Origin of the sequence: Bacillus sp. FSL E2-8900 (assembly GCF_037966225.1) — a bacterium.
Lineage (GTDB): Bacteria > Bacillota > Bacilli > Bacillales > Bacillaceae_G > Bacillus_A > Bacillus_A cereus.
In genome coordinates this window covers 3,293,237-3,315,410 of record NZ_CP150193.1, presented here as the reverse complement: position 1 = coordinate 3,315,410, position 22,174 = coordinate 3,293,237, and the positions used below count along the sequence as shown (strand labels likewise).

Sequence of the window (22,174 nt, the reverse complement as noted above, 5' to 3'; positions counted from 1 at the left end):
AAAGGGTAAAAAGAGTTTTTCCCGTATATTGTACCATACATTTGTAAAGAGCACATTTCTTTTTTGTAAATGAAAAATTCATTATTTCGTGAAAAAAATTTCACAGTAATGTTACATTTCTCACAGAAACAGTAAGACTATATGTAGTAACATTTTAATCAAAAGATAACAACATATTGGTGGAGGGTTATAAATGTTACAAAATAATACACGTGGAGAAGAAGAATTAATGAAAGTGTTTGAGACAATAGTCCACGGCAATGAACAAGATTTGATGCAAGAAAATGCAAATGTAGACGGCCGCTCTCCAATGGGCGTAATGGGAACATTCGCATCTGAGAGTGCAAAATATTATGCTGTTGAGAATTTATTGTCAGATCAAGTGAAAAAAGCCATAAATGAAAATATATTATATCCACATGATTTAGATTTTTATGCAACAGGAACGACGACTTGTTCACAAATTCCGTTAGCGCAAATGCTTGCTAATGGTTTTCATACTGGACATGGACATATGAGACAACCGCAAGACATTAAAAGTGCATTGGCTCTTTCGTCTATTATTTTTCAAGCGAATCAAAATATGCAGCATGGTGGTCAATCGTTTGCACTCTTTGATATTGATTTAGCACCTTATGTACGAAAAACAATTGAGAGACATAAAAAACGATTACAATCATATCCGCTTACGAAAGAACAAATAGAAGAATTTGCATGGGAAGAAACGGAAAATGATACGTATCAAGCGTGTGAGGCTTTCGTTCATAATTCGAATAGTATGCATAGTAGGGGCGGAGGACAAGTACCGTTTATTTCTATTAATTATGGAACAGATACATCAAAAGAAGGAAGAATGTTAATTAAACAACTTTTAAAAGCGACACAAGCTGGACTTGGTAAAGGGGAGACACCGATTTTTCCGATTCAAATTTTCAAGATGAAAAAAGGTGTGAATTTTGAAGAAAGTGATCCGAACTACGATTTATTTGAATTAGCATTAGAGACAACGGCTGAACGATTGTTCCCTAACTTTTCATTTTTAGATGCTCCGTTTAATGCAGTACATTATGATGGAAGACCAGAAAGTGAAGTATGTTACATGGGATGTCGTACCCGTGTTATGTCTAATATACATGGAGAAGAAACAGCGATTGGTAGAGGGAATTTATCATTTACGTCTATTAATTTAGTGAAATTAGCGTTAATTAGTGGTTCAAAAGAAGCGTTTTTTGAAGCGCTAAACTATTATTTAGATTTAGGAATTAAGCAGTTATTAGAAAGATTTGCGTATCAATGTACGAAGCGAGCAAGAGATTTTCAGTTTTTATATTCACAAGGTGTATGGCGTGGTGGAGAAACGTTGCAGCCTGAAGACTCCGTAGCCTCGATTTTAAAACAAGGGACGTTAAGTATTGGTTTTATCGGTCTTGCGGAATGTTTAGTAGCTTTAACAGGAAAGCATCATGGGGAAGATGAAGAATCATGGAAACTTGGGTATGAAATTATTTCCTTTATGAGAGATAGAATGGATAAAGCGACAGAAGAACATCAACTGAATTTCTCAGTAATTGCAACTCCAGCAGAAGGATTATCAGGGAAGTTTGTGAAAAAAGATAGAAAAGAATTTGGCGTGATTAGCGGTATAACGAACCATAATTACTATACGAATTCATTCCATATTCCAGTTTATTATAACATTCAAGCGATAAATAAAATCCGTTTAGAAGGCCCGTTTCATGCTCTATGTAACGGGGGACATATTACTTATATTGAACTAGACGGAGCAGCAATGCATAACAAAAAGGCATTAAAACAAATTGTACAAGCCATGGCAGAACATGGCGTTGGATACGGTTCAATTAATCATCCTGTTGACCGTTGTAAGTGCTGTAGTTATCACGGGGTTATTGGGAATGAATGTCCAAGTTGCGGGAATGAAGATGAGGCTAATATAGAAAGAATTCGCCGTATAACAGGCTATCTTGTAGGAGATATGTCAAAGTGGAATAGTGCGAAACGTAGTGAAGAGATAGATCGGGTGAAACATAAATGAAAGTGATGAATATTATTCATGATAGTGTAGTAGATGGAGAAGGATTGCGGACAGTCGTGTTTTTTGCGGGCTGTCCGCATCGTTGCGTTGGTTGCCACAATCCGAAATCGTGGAATATTTGCAACGGAACGGAAATGACAGTAGAAGAAATTGTGAAAGAGATTGCAAGTAATCCATTAACTGATGTAACATTTTCAGGTGGAGATCCATTTTTTCAAGCTGCTGAAGTGAAAATGGTAGCAAAAATCGTGAAAGATTTGAAAAAAAACCTATGGATGTATACAGGTTATACGTTAGAAGAGATACAGAGTTCTCAAAATAATGATATGATAGAGTTGTTACATTATGGGGATGTTTTAGTCGATGGAAGGTTTGAAATTGAGGAAAAAGATTTAACACTTCCATTTCGCGGAAGCTCCAATCAACGTATTATTCGATTGAAAGAGTAAAAAGGCGGGATAGATTATATGAATAAAACAGTATTGCTTGTTGAAGATGAAAGAAGATTACGTGAAATTGTTAGTGATTATTTTCGTAATGAAGGCTTTGAAGTAATCGAAGCAGAAGATGGAAAAAAAGCGTTAGAGTTATTTGCAGAGCATGAAATTGATTTAATTATGTTAGATATTATGTTACCGGAAATAGATGGATGGTCTGTTTGTAGAAGAATTAGAAAAGAATCAGCAGTACCAATTATTATGTTGACAGCACGTTCGGATGAGGATGATACATTGCTAGGTTTCGAATTAGGTGCAGACGAGTATGTAACGAAACCATTTAGCCCGAAAGTATTAGTAGCTCGCGCAAAGACGTTATTGAAACGTGCGGATGGTGCGGTAGGAGTAGCGGAAGAAAATGCTATGTCTTTAGCTGGAATAGAAGTGAATCGTCTATCTAGAACTGTTTTAGTAGATGGAGAAGAAATTATATTGACACATAAAGAATTTGAACTTCTTGTGTATTTAATGGAGAACAAAGGAATTGTGTTATCACGTCAACATTTATTAGACCAGTTATGGGGATATGACTATTACGGTGATGACCGAACGGTTGATACCCATATTAAAAAACTTCGAAATAAGCTAGGAGATAAAGCGAAGCATATCGGTACTGTTATTCGAGTTGGTTATAAATTTGAAGAATAATCTAGAACGATTTGTGTAATTTAGCCTAGGGAAATGGTAATTTTATACTCTCTTTTGAAGGTAAAATGTACAAAAAATACTTTTTTTGTCTACAATGTTAGATAAGTGTATTTTTTTAATTGGATTTCACGATGAGTTCACAAGAAGGACACAAAACGTGACTATACTGAAAATACGAATTCACCAGAGAGGGGAAATAAAACATGGGATATTACGACGGACCAAATTTAAATGAAGAGCATAGTGAAACGAGAGAAGTGAGAAAATCAGGTAGTAAAAAAGGCTATTTCTTCACAGGTTTAGTGGGAGCTGTAGTCGGAGCGGTTTCGATTAGTTTTGCAGCACCATATATGCCATGGGCTCAAAATAATGGAGCGCCAGTATCATCATTTAGTTCGGATTCAAAAGTAGAAGGTACTGTAGTTCCTGTTGTAAATAAAGCGAAAAATGAAACTGATTTACCTGGTATGATTGAAGGGGCGAAAGATGTTGTTGTAGGTGTTATTAATATGCAACAAAGTGTTGATCCATTTGCAATGCAACCGACAGGTCAAGAACAACAAGCCGGTTCAGGATCAGGTGTTATTTATAAAAAAGCAGGAAATAAAGCATATATTGTAACAAACAACCACGTAGTAGATGGAGCAAATAAACTTGCTGTGAAGCTGAGCGACGGAAAGCAAGTTGATGCGAAATTAGTTGGTAAGGACCCTTGGTTAGACTTAGCGGTTGTTGAAATTGATGGATCTAATGTAAATAAAGTTGCCACTTTAGGTGATTCAAGTAAACTTCGTGCGGGTGAAAAAGCCATTGCAATCGGTAATCCACTTGGATTTGATGGAAGTGTAACGGAAGGTATAATCAGTAGTAAAGAACGCGAAATTCCGGTTGATATTGATGGGGATAAACGACCAGATTGGCAAGCACAAGTTATTCAAACGGATGCAGCGATTAATCCAGGTAATAGTGGTGGTGCATTATTTAACCAAAATGGTGAAATAATTGGGATTAATTCAAGTAAAATTGCACAACAAGAAGTTGAAGGAATTGGATTTGCTATTCCAATTAACATCGCAAAACCAGTTATTGAATCTCTTGAAAAAGATGGAGTAGTAAAACGTCCAGCTCTTGGAGTAGGTGTTGTTTCACTAGAAGATGTGCAAGCTTATGCAGTCAATCAATTGAAAGTACCGAAAGAAGTAACAAACGGCATTGTATTAGGTAAAATTTACCCAATATCACCAGCTGAAAAAGCTGGTTTAGAGCAATATGATATTGTAGTAGCATTAGATAATCAAAAAGTAGAGAATGCTCTTCAATTCCGTAAATATTTATATGAAAAGAAAAAAGTAGGCGAGAAAGTAGAAGTTACATTCTACCGTAACGGTCAAAAAATGACGAAATCGGCTACTTTAGCAGATAATTCAGCTACAAAGAATCAATAATCGAAATAAAAGAAAGTCTCTTTCATATTGAAAGAGACTTTCTTTATCGGCTATACTAAAGGAATAGGAGGGATTAATTATGACAATTGAAAACCCAACTCGTACGGAAATTGGTGAAGTGTTAAAGAAAAGCAAAACAATTGCGGTTGTTGGATTATCAGATAAGCCAGAACGTACATCGTATATGGTTTCAAAAGCAATGCAAGATGCTGGATACCGCATTATTCCAGTTAATCCAACAGTAGATGAGGTGCTCGGAGAAAAGGCAGTTTCTTCACTAAAGGATATTAAGGAACACGTTGACATTGTAAATGTATTTCGTCGCTCAGAGTTTTTAATGGATGTTGCAAAAGAATTTGTAGAGATTGATGCAGATGTTTTTTGGGCACAATTAGGAGTACAAGATGAGGATACATATAAACTTTTAAAAGAAAAAGACTATACTGTAATAATGGATCGTTGTATTAAAGTAGAACATGCGATGACAAAATAGTATAGATTTAAAGGTAGAAAGATTGATTCAGCCCTCATTATAGATAAGTAGGGCCGATGAACGAGGTGTTCATCATGAGATTTTTTAAAGGCTGTTTTTGGGGATTGTTATTTGTAATCCCATTTTGGATCTTGATCATTTGGATCATAATAAAGGTTTGGAATGTGTAATCTTGGAATACATATCCATTTCTCGTTGACAAACGATTATTTTTCTGAAATAGTAGCCTAGAGGAATCCTTGTGAGAAAACAAGGATTTTTCTATTGAAGATGGTATATAAAAGAGATAAGATAACTTGCCAAAACTATAGTCGAGGCGTTATTCTATAATAGAAACATATGTTCTGATTTTGGATTAGGAAAGGGGCAAGGAGTTTGGCGAAGCATCAGTTCCAATATAATGAAGATGCGATTCAAGTGTTAGAAGGACTTGAAGCCGTTCGAAAACGCCCGGGTATGTATATCGGGAGTACGGATAGCCGTGGATTGCATCATTTAGTATATGAAATAGTAGATAACTCCGTTGACGAAGCGTTAGCGGGATTTGGCGACGAAATTTCAGTCGTAATACATAAAGATAATAGTATTAGCGTTATAGATAAAGGGCGAGGAATGCCTACGGGAATGCATAAACTTGGGAAACCTACACCTGAAGTTATTTTAACTGTACTTCATGCAGGTGGTAAGTTTGGTCAAGGTGGTTACAAAACGAGTGGTGGTTTGCACGGTGTTGGGGCATCGGTTGTAAATGCCTTATCAGAATGGTTAGTCGTAACGATTAAGCGTGACGGAAATATTTACGAACAACGCTTTGAAAATGGCGGTGTTCCTGTAACGACGCTTGAGAAAATCGGGAAGACGAAAGAGTCTGGTACTACGATGCATTTCAAACCAGATACAACGATTTTCAGCACGACAAATTACAATTATGAAACATTATGTGAGAGATTACGTGAATCTGCATTCTTATTAAAAGGAATGAAAATCTCGATAAAAGACGAACGTAATGATTTAGAAGATATATTTCATTATGAAACAGGAATCGAAGCTTTCGTTTCATATTTAAACGAAGAAAAAGATTCAATTCACCCGGTTGTATATTTCACTGGTGAACAAAACGGGATTGAAGCAGAACTAGCATTCCAGTTTAATGATGGTTACTCAGAAAATATTCTTTCGTTTGTAAATAACGTACGTACAAAAGATGGTGGAACACACGAAGCTGGATTTAAAACAGCGATGACGCGTGTGTTTAACGAGTATGCTCGTAAAGTAGCACTATTAAAAGAAAAAGATAAAAACTTAGAAGGTACAGATATTCGTGAAGGTGTAGCGGCTATCGTTTCGGTACGTGTACCAGAAGAAGTGCTTCAGTTTGAAGGGCAAACGAAGGGGAAACTAGGTACAAGTGAAGCGCGTTCTTCAATTGATGCCATTGTATCTGAGCATTTAGCATACTTTTTAGAAGAAAACCCTGATGTAGCTACACTTCTTGTGAGAAAAGCAATTAAAGCAGCACAAGCCCGTGAAGCAGCCCGTAAAGCAAGAGAAGAAGCGCGTAGTGGTAAGAAAAAGAAAAAATCAGAAGGTACGTTAAGCGGGAAATTAACACCTGCACAATCACGTAACCCGCAAAAAAATGAACTGTACCTAGTAGAGGGTGACTCTGCCGGTGGTTCTGCGAAACAAGGACGAGACCGACGTTTCCAGGCCGTATTACCGTTACGTGGTAAAGTAATTAATACAGAAAAAGCAAAGCTTGCTGATATCTTTAAAAATGAAGAGATTAATACAATCATTTATGCGATTGGCGGCGGTGTAGGAAATGAATTTGATGTTGAAGATATTAACTACGATAAAGTTGTAATTATGACCGATGCCGATACGGATGGGGCTCATATTCAAGTATTGTTATTAACGTTCTTCTACAGATATATGAAGCCACTTATCGAAGCTGGTAAAGTATTTATCGCACTTCCTCCTTTATACAAAGTAAGTAAAGGAAAAGGTAAGAGTGAGGTAATTGAATACGCTTGGTCAGATGAGGAATTAGACGGTGTAACGAAAAAAGTTGGAAAAGGCTATATGTTACAACGTTATAAAGGACTTGGTGAAATGAATGCGGATCAATTATGGGAAACAACAATGAATCCTGAAACGCGTACATTAATTCGCGTGAAAATTGATGATGCAGCAAGAGCAGAGCGTCGCGTTACAACATTAATGGGCGATAAAGTAGAACCGCGCCGTAAATGGATTGAACGTAATGTACAGTTTGGTATGCAAGAAGAAGGAAATATTTTAGAAAATGAAATGATTATGGAGACGGAGGTGGAATAACATGCAAGCAGAGAAGTTTCATGACCTCCCGCTTGAAGACGTGTTAGGTGATCGCTTTGCACGTTATAGTAAATATATTATTCAAGATCGTGCACTTCCAGATGCACGTGATGGCTTAAAGCCAGTACAAAGACGTATTTTATATTCTATGTATGTAGAAGGTAATGTACATGATAAAGCGTTTCGTAAATCAGCTAAAACAGTAGGTAATGTTATCGGTAATTATCATCCACATGGAGATTCCTCTGTATATGAAGCAATGGTACGCTTAAGCCAAACTTGGAAAGTACGTAATGTTTTAGTTGAAATGCATGGTAATAACGGTAGTGTTGATGGGGACCCAGCGGCAGCGATGCGTTATACGGAAGCTCGTTTATCACCAATCGCATCTGAATTATTACGTGATCTTGATAAAGAAACAGTTGAATTCGTGTCAAACTTTGATGATACGAGTGAAGAACCAGTTGTATTACCAGCAGCGTTCCCGAATTTATTAGTGAACGGATCTACAGGGATTTCCGCTGGTTATGCAACAGAAATTCCTCCGCATCATCTTGGAGAAGTTATTGATGCTACAATGATGCGTATCGATAAGCCAAATAGTACTGTTGACGATTTATTAACAGTTATGAAAGGACCAGATTTCCCAACAGGCGGTATTATTCAGGGGATTGATGGTATTAAAAAGGCGTATGAAACAGGTAAAGGTAAAATTATTATTCGCGGAAAAGCAGAAGTTGAAACAGTGCGCGGTGGGAAACAACAAATTGTAATCACTGAAATTCCTTACGAAGTGAATAAGGCAAACCTTGTAAAGAAAATGGATGAATTACGTCTAGATAAAAAGTTAGATGGTATTGCTGAAGTGCGTGATGAGACAGATCGTACTGGTTTACGAATTGTTGTTGAATTAAAGAAAGAAGCAAACTCCGAAGGTATTTTAAATTATTTATATAAAAATACAGATTTGCAAATTCCATATAACTTTAATATGGTAGCGATCAATAATCGTCGTCCAACACTTATGACATTACCGAAAATTTTAGATGCTTATATTGGACATCAAAAAGAGGTTATTACGAGACGTTCGCAATATGAATTAAGAAAAGCAGAAAATCGTCAACATATTGTAGAAGGTTTAAAGAAAGCATTATCGATTTTAGACCAAGTAATTGAGACAATTCGAGCTTCAAAAGATAAACGTAACGCGAAAGATAATTTAAGTGCAAAATTTGGCTTTACAGAAGCACAAGCAGAAGCAATTGTTTCCTTGCAATTATATCGCTTAACGAATACAGACATTACGGCGTTACAAGAAGAAGCAGATGAGCTTAATAAGAAAATTATTGAGCTACAGGCAATTTTACAAAGTGAAAAAAAATTACTTCAAGTAATTAAAACAGATTTAAAGAGAGTTAAGAAAACATATAGTGATGATCGACGCGCGATTATTGAAGATCAAATCGAGGAAATTAAAATCGATGTAGAAGTGATGATCCCACAAGAAGATGTCATCGTTACTGTAACGAAAGAAGGATATGTGAAACGTACTGGATGGCGCTCACATAATGCCTCAAACGGCAAAGACTTCGGTATGAAAGAGGGTGACATCTTACTTGAACGATTCGATACGAATACGACAGAGACAGTCCTCTTATTTACGAATAAAGGAAACTATATATATCTGCCAGTATACGAAATGCCAGATATTCGTTGGAAAGATTTAGGTCAGCACGTTGCTAATATCGTTTCACTCGACCGGGATGAAACAATCATTTGGGCAACGGTTGTACCGAACTTTGAGGAAGAAAAACGATTTATCGTATTTGTAACACGAAATGGTATGATAAAGAAAACAGAATTAAATCAATATAAAGTTCAGCGTTATTCAAGGGCATTCGTTGCTGTAAACTTGAAAAAAGATGATGAAGTTGTCGATATATTTGCGACAGATGGAACGAGTGATATTGTTCTTGCTACACACGGTGCATATGCACTTATTTTCCATGAAGATGAAGTAAGTCCAGTCGGTGTAAGAGCTGCTGGTGTTAAAGCAATTAATTTAAAAGAAGATGACTATGTCGCTTCTGGTAAACCGTTAAATGGTGACAAAGATCAACTTATTCTCGTAACACAGCGCGGTGCTGTAAAACGTCTAAAAGCATCAGAAATTGAAAAGTCAACGAGGGCGAAACGCGGTCTTGTTATTTTCAAAGAATTAAAACGTAATCCGTACCGCATTGTCGGTATTGAAATTGTTCGGGACGATGAATTAGTTTACATGAAGACAGAGAAAAACATTGTAGAAGAGATTGATCCGAAAGCGTATCGAAATAAAGACCGGTATAGTAATGGTAGCCTTGTGCTAGATGTTAATGATACTGGTGAAGTAGTAGAAACGTGGACGAAGAAAAGACCAGAATAAAGAGGGCATCTTGCTATGAATAGTAGCAAGATGCTTTTTTCTAGGCAATTTATTATGTAAATAATAATAATCTTGTTATAATAACTGAATGAAATCGTTCTCATAAAGTGAAACTTTAATCAATGGGGAGTTTCTTCATCCTCACTGATTATTAGTTGAACCAATCGGGCTTTAACAAGCAGTTGATTCCTCACCTAATGCCTTAGCTTTCACTGAATTTTGAGTTAGGAATCTTACTGCCCGTTAAAGCGGGACAAATGGAGGGGCAACATGAAAAAAATAGGTGTAGGGATTGTAGGATATGGTTTTTCTAGTACGACATTTCATATCCCACTATTACAAACAATAGAAGAATATGATATTCGTGCTGTATTATCCTCAAAAGAAGAGGTAGTAAAAGAAACATTACCAAACGCTAATGTTGTTAGTACAATTGATGAATTGGTGAAGCGAGCTGATGTTGACTTAGTTGTTATTACATCACCTAATACAACTCATTTTCCATATGTAAAAGAAGCAATTTTAAAAGGTAAGCATGTTGTTGTAGAAAAACCATTTGTTGTCTCAATTGAAGAAGGAGAAGAGCTTATTTCATTAGCAGAGCAGCATAATGTAATGTTAAGCGTATATCATAATCGTCGTTTTGATAATGATTTCTTAACAATTAAGAAATTGTTAGGAGAAAACAGAGTAGGGAATGTATACGCATATGAATCGAATTTTGATCGTTTCCGTCCACATGTACGTGATCGATGGAGAGAAAAAAATCTACCAGGATCCGGTATATTATACGATTTAGGATCGCATTTAATTGACCAAGCGTTATCAATATTCGGGAAACCAGATGCGATAAGTGCAGATGTAATAAAACAACGACCAGGTGCAGAGGTGGATGATTATTTCCACATAGTACTTCATTACGGAGTTAAACGTGTCATTTTACGTAGTAGCAGTTATGTGAAAAAAGCTGGACCGCATTTTATAGTGCATGGAGAGAAAGGTTCTATCGTGAAGTACGGTATGGATTCGCAGGAAGAGCAATTAAAAAATGGAATGAAGCCAGGTGATAACGGTTATGGAGTAGACGATGAAGAGGATTTTGCTACTTTAGAAACAGAAGAAAGCTTAGAGCGTATTCCAACAGAAGTCGGTTGTTATGACAATTATTATAAAGGTGTACGAGATAGTATATTAAATGGTGAGGAACTACCTGTAACAGCAAAAGAAGGTTTAGATGTTATTAAACTGATTCAATTAGCGATTGAAAGTAGTGAAAAGGGTAGAGTCATTTCTATAAAATAAAAAAGACACGAAATTCGTGTCTTTTTTATTTTTGTGGAACAGAAAGACCATAGAAGAACATCGTAACGATATCTTTTATATGTTTTTCCCGATCTCCTTCAAGAAGTTGTGCTCCAAATTCATCACCTAATTTTGTAAACATTTGAATGTAAAGTAACATCATTTCTTTAGTAAGGTGTGGATTAATTTCGTTTTTGCGCTGAGCTCGTTCTAATATTTCTAAATACCAGGGTAGGATTTTTTCATTTTGATAACTATAAATAAACTTACGGAGTTCTTCGTCCCTTTGCATCATTTGTAGTAACATATCAGGTTGAAATAATCCGCCAGTATTCATTTTTCTTACAATCATTTTTTGCATCATATCATGAAAAGGTAATTTTTCTTCTGCAAGCTCTTTATAATATTGAAATTCAGATATGATAAATTCTTGTATAAGCTCCCTAAATAACGCATCTTTACTTCCGAAATGATTATAAATTGTAACTTGAGAAACGTTTGCTTCTTTTGCGATATGTTCTATTTTCACTTCATTAAATCCACGTTCTGAAAATAATACGAATGCTGCTTCTTTAATGGCACGCTTTTTCTTTTCTTTTACTCTTTCAAAGCCGTTCAATGCAATCACCTCACTTAAAATATACAAGAAAAAATAATGGAAAACAATAATTTTGAAATATGGACTAATAAATATTTCAAAAAGTTGTTGCGAATATGGAAGATGAGGAGTACAATAATTTTGAAATATCACACATTAAATATTTCAAAAAATGAGGTGGAATTATGATTTCAGTTCAAGATGTCACAAAACAGTTTTCGAACGGAAAAGGTTTGTTTCATATTACATTTGATGTAAAAGAGGGAGAAGTATTTGGTTATTTAGGACCGAATGGTGCCGGGAAATCAACGACGATTCGTAATTTAATGGGATTTATAAAACCGACAACTGGTAAAGCGACAATTTTTGGATTAGATTGTTGGAATGAAGCGGCGAAAATTCAAAGGGAAGTTGGTTACTTACCGGGTGAAATTTCTTTTATTGAAGGAATGAACGGATTAGAGTTTTTAAAATTAATGCAAGGAATGCGAGGATTAAAGGATACGAAAAGACGAGATGAACTGATAGAGCGTCTGCAATTTGATGTGAAAACACCGATTCGCAAAATGTCTAAAGGAATGAAGCAAAAAGTAGGGATAGTCGCTGCATTTATGCACGATCCAGAGGTGTTAATTTTAGATGAACCAACATCTGGACTTGATCCACTTATGCAGCAAGTATTTATAGATTTAATATTAGAGGAAAAGCAAAGAGGAAAAACAATCCTAATGTCATCACATATTTTTACTGAAATTGAGAGAACTTGTGATAGAGTAGCTATTATTAAAGATGGTCGACTCGTAACGGTTGAAAATATTCACGATTTACAAAGTATGAGAAGACAGGTGATAGATGTAACAGTATCATCACAAGAAGAGATTGAGTCCCTTACAAAGTGTAATTTGCAATTTGAAGCGGTAAAAGGCAGAGAGGCATCTATCATTGTACAAGGAAACTATCAAACTGTTTTACAAACACTTTCAAACTATAATGTAACGGCACTTCAAACGAGAGCGATGGATTTAGAACATTTATTTATGCATTATTACGATAAGAAAGAAGGGGTAATGCATGAATAAGCAATTATTTTTAGCTAGTTTGAAAGAAACACAAAAAAATATTTTGAGTTATGCGTCTGGTGCAGCTTTATATCTGTGGTTATTAATTTGGATATTCCCGTCAATGGTATCAGCGAAAGGGCTAAATGAATTAATAGCTGCCATGCCTGATAGCGTGAAAAAAATCGTTGGTATGGAAAGTCCGATTCAAAACGTAATGGATTTTCTAGCGGGCGAATACTATAGTCTATTATTTATTATCATTTTAACAATTTTTTGCGTAACAGTTGCGACACATTTAATTGCTCGTCATGTAGATAAAGGCGCAATGGCATACTTGCTAGCAACACCTGTATCTAGAGTGCAAATTGCGATTACACAAGCTGCTGTTCTCATATTGGGACTTCTAATTATTGTATCTGTTACGTATGTAGCTGGGTTAGTAGGTGCAGAATGGTTTTTACAAGATAATAACTTAAATAAAGAATTATTTTTGAAGATAAATGTAGTCGGAGGGCTCATATTTTTAGTCATTAGTGCGTATTCATTTTTCTTTTCTTGTATATGTAATGACGAAAGAAAAGCACTAAGTTATTCAGCGAGTTTAACTATCTTATTTTTCGTATTGGATATGGTAGGGAAGTTAAGTGATAAGTTAGAATGGATGAAAAACCTATCATTATTCACGCTGTTTCGTCCGAAAGAAATTGCTGAAGGATCATATAATATATGGCCGGTAAGTATAGGTTTAACTACTGTAGCGCTTTGTATTTTTATCGTAGCGATTGTAGTATTTAGGAAGAGGGATTTACCGTTATAGAGTAGAAAGTCCACTGAGAAAGTGGGCTTTTTTTATTTGTAAATTTAAACTATTATGTTTATTGCATCCTTATAAAGGATATTTATCTTTTTAGTTACAAAAATATTCAAAAAAGTGAACCTTTTTCTAGGTTCATACGTCTAATATATGTAAAGTTAAATTGGAAGTGATGAAGTGAGGATGAAACAGGAGGAGCAATTGTGAAAGTAATCCCTTTATATAAAATGATTGTAAAAGAAGAAACGGATGTTTCTTTAGCGAAAAAAGGTGATCATGAAGCCTTTATAGCGCTTATACATACAGAAAAAGCGAAGATGTATCGAATAGCAAAGGCGATGTTACGTGATGAGACAAATATAGAGGATGCGATACAGACAACAATTTTAAAAGCCTATGAAAATATAAAAAAATTAAAAAAAGAAGAATTTTTTCAAACTTGGTTAATTCGAATACTAATAAATGAGTGTAACAATATTATTAGAGCGTATAAAAATGTAATTGTGACAGAAGAGAATGATTATATTATGAGTGCGTGTGATCAGTATGAAGATATAGATTTGTGTAATGCGATTCAATCGTTACATGAAGAATTAAGAGCTGTTACGGTGCTTTATTACTATGAAGACATGAATCAAGAGAGTATAGCAAAGCTGTTAGAAATACCGAAAGGAACAGTGAAATCAAGATTATCACGTGCGAGGGAACAACTACAAAAACGATTAAAGATGGAATAGGGGGTGTAAAGGATGGATAATGAAAAATTATTTGATGAGAAATTAAAAAAGAGAATAAAAGATGAAACTGTTATAGTACCTCCAGAGTTAAATGAAAAGATTAATGGCACGCTACATAATCTTAAGGTAAAAAAGAAGAGTTACAAAATTCATATGATGATAATTAGTGCAGCGGTTTGTATACTTTCAGTGGTATCTATGTCTGAGTTTTCTATACAAAGTTTTGCGCAAAATGGTGGAGTATTTGAATATGTAAAGAAAAAAACGTTTTCTGATTATGAAAATGAAGAAGAAATAAAATCGAATGTACATTATCCAGATAAAGAAAAGATTCATCAAAAAATGCTAGATTCTATTGATTATTTTAAAAATATTTCAGGACAATTTGAGGAATATTCTAGCTCATCAAGAATTGCTACAACATATAAGTATGCGATTGATACGGAGAAACAAAGAGGTATCTCTTCGAAAGAAGATAAACTAGCCAAAAAACGAACAATTATATATAACGAGGGCAAGAAAAAAGAGTTTGATGATGAGAAGTATACCTATAAAGAGACAAAATGGAACCCGAAAGAAAGAAACAATGAACTATTAAAATTAAATCCTACGGAAAGGTTAGTGAGAAAATCAGATGAGAAAAAGAGATATGATGATGAATATGTAGGGCTAGCTAAATATAGTATTCAATCAGAATTCGCAGATTTATTAATTCGATATAAAGATTGGAATTATAAAGAAACGAAATATCTTGGATTAGATTGCTACAAAATTGAAGGAGTTATAAACATAGAGATGCCTGTTAGCACCTCTGAAGATTTAAGAGGGAAATTCGAAATGGTTGTGGAGAAAAATACAGGGATTATGTTGAAATTTCTTAGTTTTCAAGAAGGCTTGATTCAATATTCAGTTACGACTGAATGGATACAAATAGATAAGGGATTGAAAGAAAGTATGTTTCAAAAGGATAGCGCTAAATATGAAAAAATGAAAAACATATTGGATGAATAGAAACAGGAGGAGAGTAAATGGGGAATCATTCATTTTTAAGAGAAGAGAAAAATAAGCAAAAATATAAAAAGAAAAAGATAATAAGTTTACTACTGGCGGTATTACTATTTGGTGGAATTGGCTATGGAGCCTATGTATATATGAAAACTTCTAGTCTTGTACAAAAATCTAATTTGAATTTAGCACGAGGTGAAAAATCTAATTTACGTGAGAAATCTGTAAAGCCAATTGCAAATCATGTTTCACTTTTAATTATGGGAATTGATGAAAATCAAGAACGACAAAAGGAATATAATGGTGCATTTCATACAGATGCATTATTGTTAGCGACTTTTAATAAAGACGATAAAACAGTGAAATTAACGAGCATACCGCGTGATACATATACATATGTTCCAGTTGAAAAGAAAAAAGATAAAATAACCCATGCATATGGAAGTGGTTTCGTTAAAAATGGTAAAGATGGAGGACCGCAAGCTTCTGTGGAAGCGGTAGAGAAATTGTTACAGGTGCCTGTTGATTACTTTGTGAAATTTAATTTTGGTTCCTTTACTAAAATTGTTGATGGGTTAGATGGTATTGAAGTGGATGTCCCAGTTGAATTTACGGAGCAAAATAGTAAAGATGAACCTGATGCGATTCATTTGAAAAAAGGATTACAAAAATTAAATGGGGAAGAAGCACTTGCACTAGCAAGAACGCGCCATATTGATAGTGATGCAATGAGAGGACAGCGCCAACAACTGGTTATTGAAGCGATTTTAAGTAAATTAAAAAGTGTAGGATCGGTTACGAAGCTAGAAAAAATAGTTGAGGCGGTTGATGGTGATTTTAAAACAAATTTAGTAATGGATGATATTTTATCTTTTTATAAATACGGTTTAAACGGTTCAGTTGAAAAAATACAATTAGCTGGTGATGATTTATACTTACCTAATGGCCCAAACGGGCAACGTGTATATTATTATAATCCTAATAAAAAAGATCTACAGAGTTTGAGTAATACTCTTAGAACACATCTAGGATTAAGTGAAAAACAGATTGAGGAGAATTAAAGCAGATGTAATGTCTGCTTTTTTATTATGTTAAATAGTATGTATTTTATCCTTAAATGTTATATACTATTTTCAAATTTAAGATAATAGTGTAACATAAATTATAGTTTAAGTTAAATAACAGGGGGGCTATTACATAGAATATATCATTAGCAATTATTGAAATAGTATGGGAGAAATGAAAATACAGGGGAGTATCAAAAATGAGAATCGTAAAGAATTTAACATTCCAAGTTATTGTGGCTATTATTTGTGGTATTGCAGTAGGGGCAATTTGGCCGAGTGTTGGACAACAAATGAAGCCAATTGGTGAAACATTCATCAATATGATTAAAATGGTTATTGTACCGATTATCTTTTTAACAATTGTGCTAGGTATTGCAAGTATGGGAAGTATGAAAAAGGTAGGCCGTGTTGGTGGGAAGGCACTATTATATTTTGAAATTGTTACAACAGCGGCTTTAATTATTGGTATCATCGTAGCGAATGTTGTACGTCCAGGAGATGGATTAGATCCCTCAAAACTAAAGGGCGGAGATGTTTCACAATATGTTCAAAGCGGACAAGAAATGAAATGGATGGATTTCTTTTTACATATCGTGCCGTCTAACATGTTTGAAGCATTTTCCAAAGGTGATATTTTACAAGTTCTGTTCTTCTCCATTTTATTCGGCGCAGGGTTAACGATGTTAGGGAAAAATGGACAACCGGTTATTGACTTTTTTGAAAGATTATCGAAAGTATTTTTTAACATTTTATCAATTGTAATGAAATTAGCACCGGTTGGAGCATTCGGTGGGATGGCATTTACAATTGGGAAGTATGGTTTAAGCACGCTCATACCACTTGGTAAATTAATGATTTGTGTATATGCGACAATGGCATTATTTGTTTTTATTGTTTTAAATTTTATTTGTAAACTGTACAAATTTAGTTTGTGGAAATATTTAGCGCATATTAAAGAAGAATTACTTATTGTTCTCGGGACATCATCGTCAGAATCAGTACTGCCGCGGATGATGACAAAGATGGAAGACTTCGGGTGTTCGAAGCCGGTAGTAGGTTTAGTCATTCCAACAGGTTACTCTTTTAACTTAGATGGAACAACGATTTATTTATCAATGGCAACTATATTTTTAGCGCAAGTTTTTCACGTCGATCTTTCACTAGGTCAACAATTAACTATAATAGCTATTTTGTTAGTTACATCTAAAGGAGCAGCAGCAGTAACCGGCGGGGGATTCATTGTACTAGCATCTACTCTATCTGCAATGAATGTTATCCCATTAGAAGGTTTAGCGTTATTACTTGGTGTAGATCGTTTCATGTCAGAAGCACGTGCTATCGTTAATTTAATTGGTAACGGTATTGCAACTGTAGTTGTTGCGAAAAGTGAAAATGAATTTGATGATGAGAAGTATACGAGAGTAGTAGAGGAAATGAAAAGAGAGAAAATGGTCGGGTAAAAAGTCAGCTTTGCTGACTTTTTTATTTTTGTAGAAAAGATGTTTTTAGATATATGCATTATTTATTAGCAATAATTAACAAGTATTCAAGTGGTAAATGAGATGAAAGTGATTAAAACAACGAATGTGTATGAATGCGAAATAAGGTTTGAACAAAATATGGAATTTTTATGAATATTACTGTAAAAAAATAATTTTTTAAAAATTTTCAATAATAATACTTTACAAAAATTAAAAAATTAGTAGAATAAGAATTAGTAAGAATCGTCTGATAAATATATAGAGAAAAACAGAATTATCAGAAAATTCTTTAATAGCTATCGTTAAGAATTAGGGAGGGTACAAAATGAAAAAGAAACAAATGAAAAAACTAACAGCAGTTGTAGCACCGGTTTTAGCAATGAGCATGGCGTTAACAGCATGTTCTACATCAGGTGGAGATAAGAAGACAAGCACAAATTCTAGCTCTAGTGGAGATAGTAAATCAGGGGAAAAATTAGCAGCAAAACAAGTGTTAAATCGAACAGTAACACAAGAGATTCCGACGATGGACTCTTCAAAATCAACTGATACAGTATCTTCACAAATGCTAGGTAATACGATGGAAGGGTTATATCGTCTTGATAAAGATAATAAGCCGATTCCAGCAGCAGCAGAATCTAGCACGAAAAGTGAAGATGGTAAAAAATATACGTTCAAACTACGCAAAGATGCAAAATGGTCAAATGGAGATCCAGTAACTGCGAAAGATTTCGTATACGCTTGGCAACGTCTATTAGATCCAAAAACAGCTGCTGAGTATGCATTTATCGCATTCCCGATTAAAAATGCAGAAGTAGTAAATAAAGGAGAAAAACCTGTAACTGAATTAGGAGTAAAAGCAGTAGATGATCTTACGCTTGAAGTTGAGTTAGAGCAAGCAGTACCGTACTTCTTAAACTTAGTAGCATTCCCATCATATTATCCATTAAATGAAAAGTTCGTAAAAGAAAAGGGCGAGAAGTTCGGTTTAGAGTCTGATACAACTGTCTATAACGGACCGTTCGTTCTTAAAGATTGGAAGCATGAACAAGGATGGCAATTAAAGAAAAATGATCAATATTGGGATAAAAAGACTGTGAAACTGGAAGAAGTTAACTTTAGTGTTGTTAAAGAGGCTGCGACTTTAGTCAATCTATATGATAGCGGTCAAGTTGACTTTGCTTTATTAAATGGAGAGTTCGTTGATAAATATAGAAGCAAGAAAGATGAATTTGGCACATATTCACAAGTGAGTACGTATTTCATTCGTATGAACCAAAAACGTGATGGACAAGACACGCCATTAAAGAGCAAAAAATTACGTGAAGCAATTGCGCTATCAATTGATAAAAAGAATTTAGCAAATGTAATTTTAAATGATGGATCAAAAGAAGCTGACTTCTTAGTACCAAAAGGGTTAGCAACTGGACCGGACGGTAAAGATTTCCAAGAAACATTTAAAAACGGTTTGAAACCAAATCCTAAAAAAGCTGCTGCAGCTTGGGAAGAAGCGAAAAAAGAACTTGGAAAAGATCAAGTTACGATTGAATTCTTAAACTACGATACTGGTAATGCGAAAAAAGTTGGCGAATATATTAAAGATCAGATTGAGAAAAACCTAAAAGGTGTAACAGTTAATATTAAACTTCAACCATTTAAGCAAAAACTAAAATTAGAAACTGAACAACAATATGATATTTCGTATGGCGGATGGAATCCGGATTATGCAGATCCAATGACGTTCTTAGATATGTTTGAGACTGGACATTCTCATAACCAAATGAGCTTCTCTGACCCTAAATATGATGGCATGGTGAAAAAAGCTGGAACGGAATTAATGAGCGATGCGAAAAAACGTTGGGAAGAGTTAGGAAAAGCTGAAAAAACATTACTTGAAGAAGATGTAGCGATTGTACCTTTATATCAACGTGGAGATTCTTATGTTTTACAACCAAATGTAAAGGGAGTAGTAAAACATAATATCAGTCCAGAATTTAGCTTTAAATGGGCATATGTAACTGAAAAATAATAGAGTTAAAAAAGCATTTCAAAGTAGCTTAGCTACTTTGAAATGCTTTTTTTGTGAGCTTAAAATACTAATTTTTAGTATGGTTAAATAGAGGAGAATAAGGTGTATAGTATGTACATATAGTAGATGGGGGATAAATCCTACTAGAATAAAAAGTCAGAATATTTAAAATTAAACTATTTACAAATGCGAAAAAAAGAGTAGAATAACATTAGTTGTAATTTTCTGAAAAACGAATCTTTAGTAAGGGGTCTCTCAAGGGTTGGTAATGTACATATAATTAGGGAGGGTACAAAAATGAAGAGAAAAAAGATGAAAAAGTTAACGGCAGTTGTAGTACCAGTTTTAGCGATGAGTGTTGCATTGACAGCATGTTCTGGGTCAGGTGGGGAAAAGAAAACGACTACTACATCAAATAGTGGGGAAGAAAAAAAATCTGATATTAAATATGCAGCGAAACAAGTATTAAATCGTACGGAAAACCAAGAAATTCCGACGATGGATACTTCTAAATCTACTGATACATTAGGTGCGCAAATTTTAGGGAACACGATGGAAGGCCTATATCGCCTTGATAAAGATAATAAGCCAATTCCTGCTGCGGCAGAGTCTAGTACGAAAAGTGAAGATGGTAAAAAGTATACGTTTAAGCTGCGAAAAGATGCAAAATGGTCAAATGGTGATCCTGTAACAGCGAAAGATTTCGTTTTCGCATGGCAGCGCTTACTTGATAAGAATACTGCGGCAGAATATGCATTTATTGCTTACTATATTAAAAATGCGGAAGCGATTAATAAAGGAGAAAAACCTGTAACTGAATTAGGAGCGAAGGCGGTAGATGATTACACGCTGGAAGTAGAATTAGAAAAACCGGTACCGTATTTCTTAAATTTATTAGCATTCCCATCATACTATCCATTAAATGAAAAATTCGTAAAAGAAAAAGGTGATAAGTACGGTTTAGAAGCAGATACAACTGTGTATAACGGTCCATTCGTTATGTCTTCATGGAAACATGAACAAGGTTGGCAGCTGAAGAAAAATGATAAGTACTGGGATAAAAAGACTGTGAAATTAGAAGAAATTAACTATAGTGTAGTAAAAGAGGTTGCAACGAAAGTAAACTTATATGATACAGGATCAATTGATTTTACATTACTATCAGGAGAGTTTGTAGATAAATATAAATCGAACAAAGAAGAATATGGTGAGTATGCGGAATCAAGTACATTCTTCTTACGTTTAAATCAAAAACGTAACGGACAAGACACGCCTTTAAAGAGCAAAAAACTTCGTGAAGCAATTGCATTATCAGTTGATAAAAAAGGATTGGCAAATGTAATTTTAAATAATGGATCAAAAGCAACAGATCAATTGGTTCCAAAAGGACTTGCGACAGGGCCAGATGGTAAAGATTATCAAGATACATTTAAAAATGGTCTGAAATATAATCCGAAAAAAGGAGCAGCAGCGTGGGAAGAAGCGAAAAAAGAACTTGGAAAAGATCAAGTTACAATTGAATTGCTAAGTTATGATGATGGAACTGCGAAAAAGATTGCTGACTATGTAAAAGATCAAATTGAGAAAAATTTAAAAGGTGTAACGATTAATACAAAAATTCAGCCGTTCAAACAAAAATTAAAATTAGAAACTGCGCAAGATTATGAAATTTCTTATGCAGGTTGGAGTCCAGACTATGCGGATCCAATGACATTTATTGATATGTTTGAATCGAAGAGCCCGTACAACCAAATGAGTTATTCAAATCCAAAATACGATGAAATGGTAGGAAAAGCAGGTAATGAATTAATGAGTGATGCGAAAAAACGCTGGGAAACGTTAGGAAAAGCTGAAAAGTTATTCCTTGAAGAAGATGCAGGGTTAGTTCCTTTATATCAAACAGGAAGATCGTACGTAATGAAACCGAATGTAAAAGGAATTGTGAAACATAACATCAGTCCAGAATATAGCTTTAAGTGGGCGTATGTAACTGAGGATGGCGGAAAAAAATAAAGTGAAAGCATTTCAAAAGTGGCTGAGCTGCTTTTGAAATGCTTTTTAGTATGCATAAGGGAATAAATCTCGTTAGCCTATTGAGAATCGGGTAGGTAATTAGGAAGGTTCTATCGGAGGAAAATAGAGAGGTCAGTAAGTAGTAAGACAGATGAATGATAGTAAG

17 protein-coding genes are annotated in these 22,174 nt (G+C 34.7%); 16 read left to right on the top strand and 1 reads right to left on the bottom strand.

Annotated elements, in window-relative coordinates; translation table 11 throughout:
- The first annotated feature begins 193 nt into the window (after positions 1-193).
- The 8 genes from NST90_RS16815 to NST90_RS16780 all read left to right on the top strand — a co-directional run bounded on the left by NST90_RS16815 (position 194) and on the right by NST90_RS16780 (position 11,203).
- On the top strand, positions 194-2,053 hold the full coding sequence (locus NST90_RS16815) for an anaerobic ribonucleoside triphosphate reductase (RefSeq protein WP_000940063.1): 1,860 nt from the start codon (positions 194-196) through the stop codon (positions 2,051-2,053).
- On the top strand, positions 2,050-2,502 hold the full coding sequence (gene nrdG / locus NST90_RS16810) for an anaerobic ribonucleoside-triphosphate reductase activating protein (RefSeq protein ID WP_000867081.1): 453 nt from the start codon (positions 2,050-2,052) through the stop codon (positions 2,500-2,502). The genes NST90_RS16815 and nrdG overlap by 4 nt, the downstream gene beginning before the upstream one ends.
- 18 nt (positions 2,503-2,520) lie before the next feature.
- A complete protein-coding gene (locus NST90_RS16805; protein ID WP_001044679.1) occupies positions 2,521-3,198 on the top strand; it encodes a response regulator transcription factor in 678 nt (225 codons plus the stop codon).
- Between the two features lie 203 nt (positions 3,199-3,401).
- The gene (locus NST90_RS16800; RefSeq protein ID WP_283748129.1) at positions 3,402-4,643 is read left to right on the top strand and encodes a trypsin-like peptidase domain-containing protein; all 1,242 of its coding nucleotides are present in this window, start codon (positions 3,402-3,404) and stop codon (positions 4,641-4,643) included.
- 79 nt (positions 4,644-4,722) lie between these two features.
- Positions 4,723-5,136, top strand: coding sequence for a CoA-binding protein (locus NST90_RS16795; RefSeq protein ID WP_000151390.1), 414 nt, complete (start codon positions 4,723-4,725; stop codon positions 5,134-5,136).
- A 375-nt stretch (positions 5,137-5,511) separates the two neighbouring features.
- Positions 5,512-7,476, top strand: coding sequence for a DNA topoisomerase IV subunit B (gene parE, locus NST90_RS16790; RefSeq protein ID WP_001062199.1), 1,965 nt, complete (start codon positions 5,512-5,514; stop codon positions 7,474-7,476).
- Between the two features lies 1 nt (position 7,477).
- Positions 7,478-9,901: a DNA topoisomerase IV subunit A gene (gene parC / locus NST90_RS16785; RefSeq protein ID WP_001147468.1), complete on the top strand. Its 2,424-nt coding sequence runs from the start codon at positions 7,478-7,480 to the stop codon at positions 9,899-9,901.
- A gap of 270 nt (positions 9,902-10,171) precedes the next feature.
- Positions 10,172-11,203, top strand: coding sequence for an oxidoreductase (locus tag NST90_RS16780; protein ID WP_000719782.1), 1,032 nt, complete (start codon positions 10,172-10,174; stop codon positions 11,201-11,203).
- A 25-nt stretch (positions 11,204-11,228) separates the two neighbouring features.
- On the opposite strand, the gene NST90_RS16775 is transcribed toward NST90_RS16780, so the two are convergent.
- A complete protein-coding gene (locus NST90_RS16775) occupies positions 11,229-11,831 on the bottom strand; it encodes a TetR/AcrR family transcriptional regulator (RefSeq protein ID WP_002024578.1) in 603 nt (200 codons plus the stop codon).
- A 155-nt stretch (positions 11,832-11,986) separates the two neighbouring features.
- Here NST90_RS16775 and NST90_RS16770 point away from each other — a divergent pair, with 155 nt between their 5' ends.
- The 8 genes from NST90_RS16770 (at position 11,987) to NST90_RS16735 (ending at position 22,008) form a co-directional block, all read left to right on the top strand.
- Complete coding sequence (locus tag NST90_RS16770) at positions 11,987-12,880, top strand: ABC transporter ATP-binding protein (protein WP_283748130.1); 894 nt, start codon at positions 11,987-11,989, stop codon at positions 12,878-12,880.
- Positions 12,873-13,679, top strand: a complete 807-nt coding sequence (locus NST90_RS16765) for an ABC transporter permease subunit (protein WP_001041419.1) — start codon at positions 12,873-12,875, stop codon at positions 13,677-13,679. The genes NST90_RS16770 and NST90_RS16765 overlap by 8 nt, the downstream gene beginning before the upstream one ends.
- 200 nt (positions 13,680-13,879) lie before the next feature.
- Entirely contained in the window at positions 13,880-14,413 is a 534-nt protein-coding gene (locus NST90_RS16760) for a sigma-70 family RNA polymerase sigma factor (RefSeq protein ID WP_000864730.1), read from the top strand.
- A 12-nt stretch (positions 14,414-14,425) separates the two neighbouring features.
- Positions 14,426-15,424, top strand: coding sequence for a hypothetical protein (locus tag NST90_RS16755; RefSeq protein ID WP_044306930.1), 999 nt, complete (start codon positions 14,426-14,428; stop codon positions 15,422-15,424).
- A 17-nt stretch (positions 15,425-15,441) separates the two neighbouring features.
- Complete coding sequence (locus tag NST90_RS16750) at positions 15,442-16,479, top strand: LCP family protein (protein WP_000526716.1); 1,038 nt, start codon at positions 15,442-15,444, stop codon at positions 16,477-16,479.
- A gap of 203 nt (positions 16,480-16,682) precedes the next feature.
- Positions 16,683-17,945 carry a dicarboxylate/amino acid:cation symporter gene (locus NST90_RS16745; protein WP_283748131.1) on the top strand — a complete coding sequence of 421 codons (1,263 nt, stop codon included), beginning with the start codon at positions 16,683-16,685 and terminating at the stop codon, positions 17,943-17,945.
- A 346-nt stretch (positions 17,946-18,291) separates the two neighbouring features.
- Positions 18,292-19,995: a peptide ABC transporter substrate-binding protein gene (locus tag NST90_RS16740; protein ID WP_000730167.1), complete on the top strand. Its 1,704-nt coding sequence runs from the start codon at positions 18,292-18,294 to the stop codon at positions 19,993-19,995.
- Between the two features lie 297 nt (positions 19,996-20,292).
- Positions 20,293-22,008, top strand: a complete 1,716-nt coding sequence (locus NST90_RS16735; protein WP_000823467.1) for a peptide ABC transporter substrate-binding protein — start codon at positions 20,293-20,295, stop codon at positions 22,006-22,008.
- The last annotated feature ends 166 nt before the right edge of the window (positions 22,009-22,174 follow it).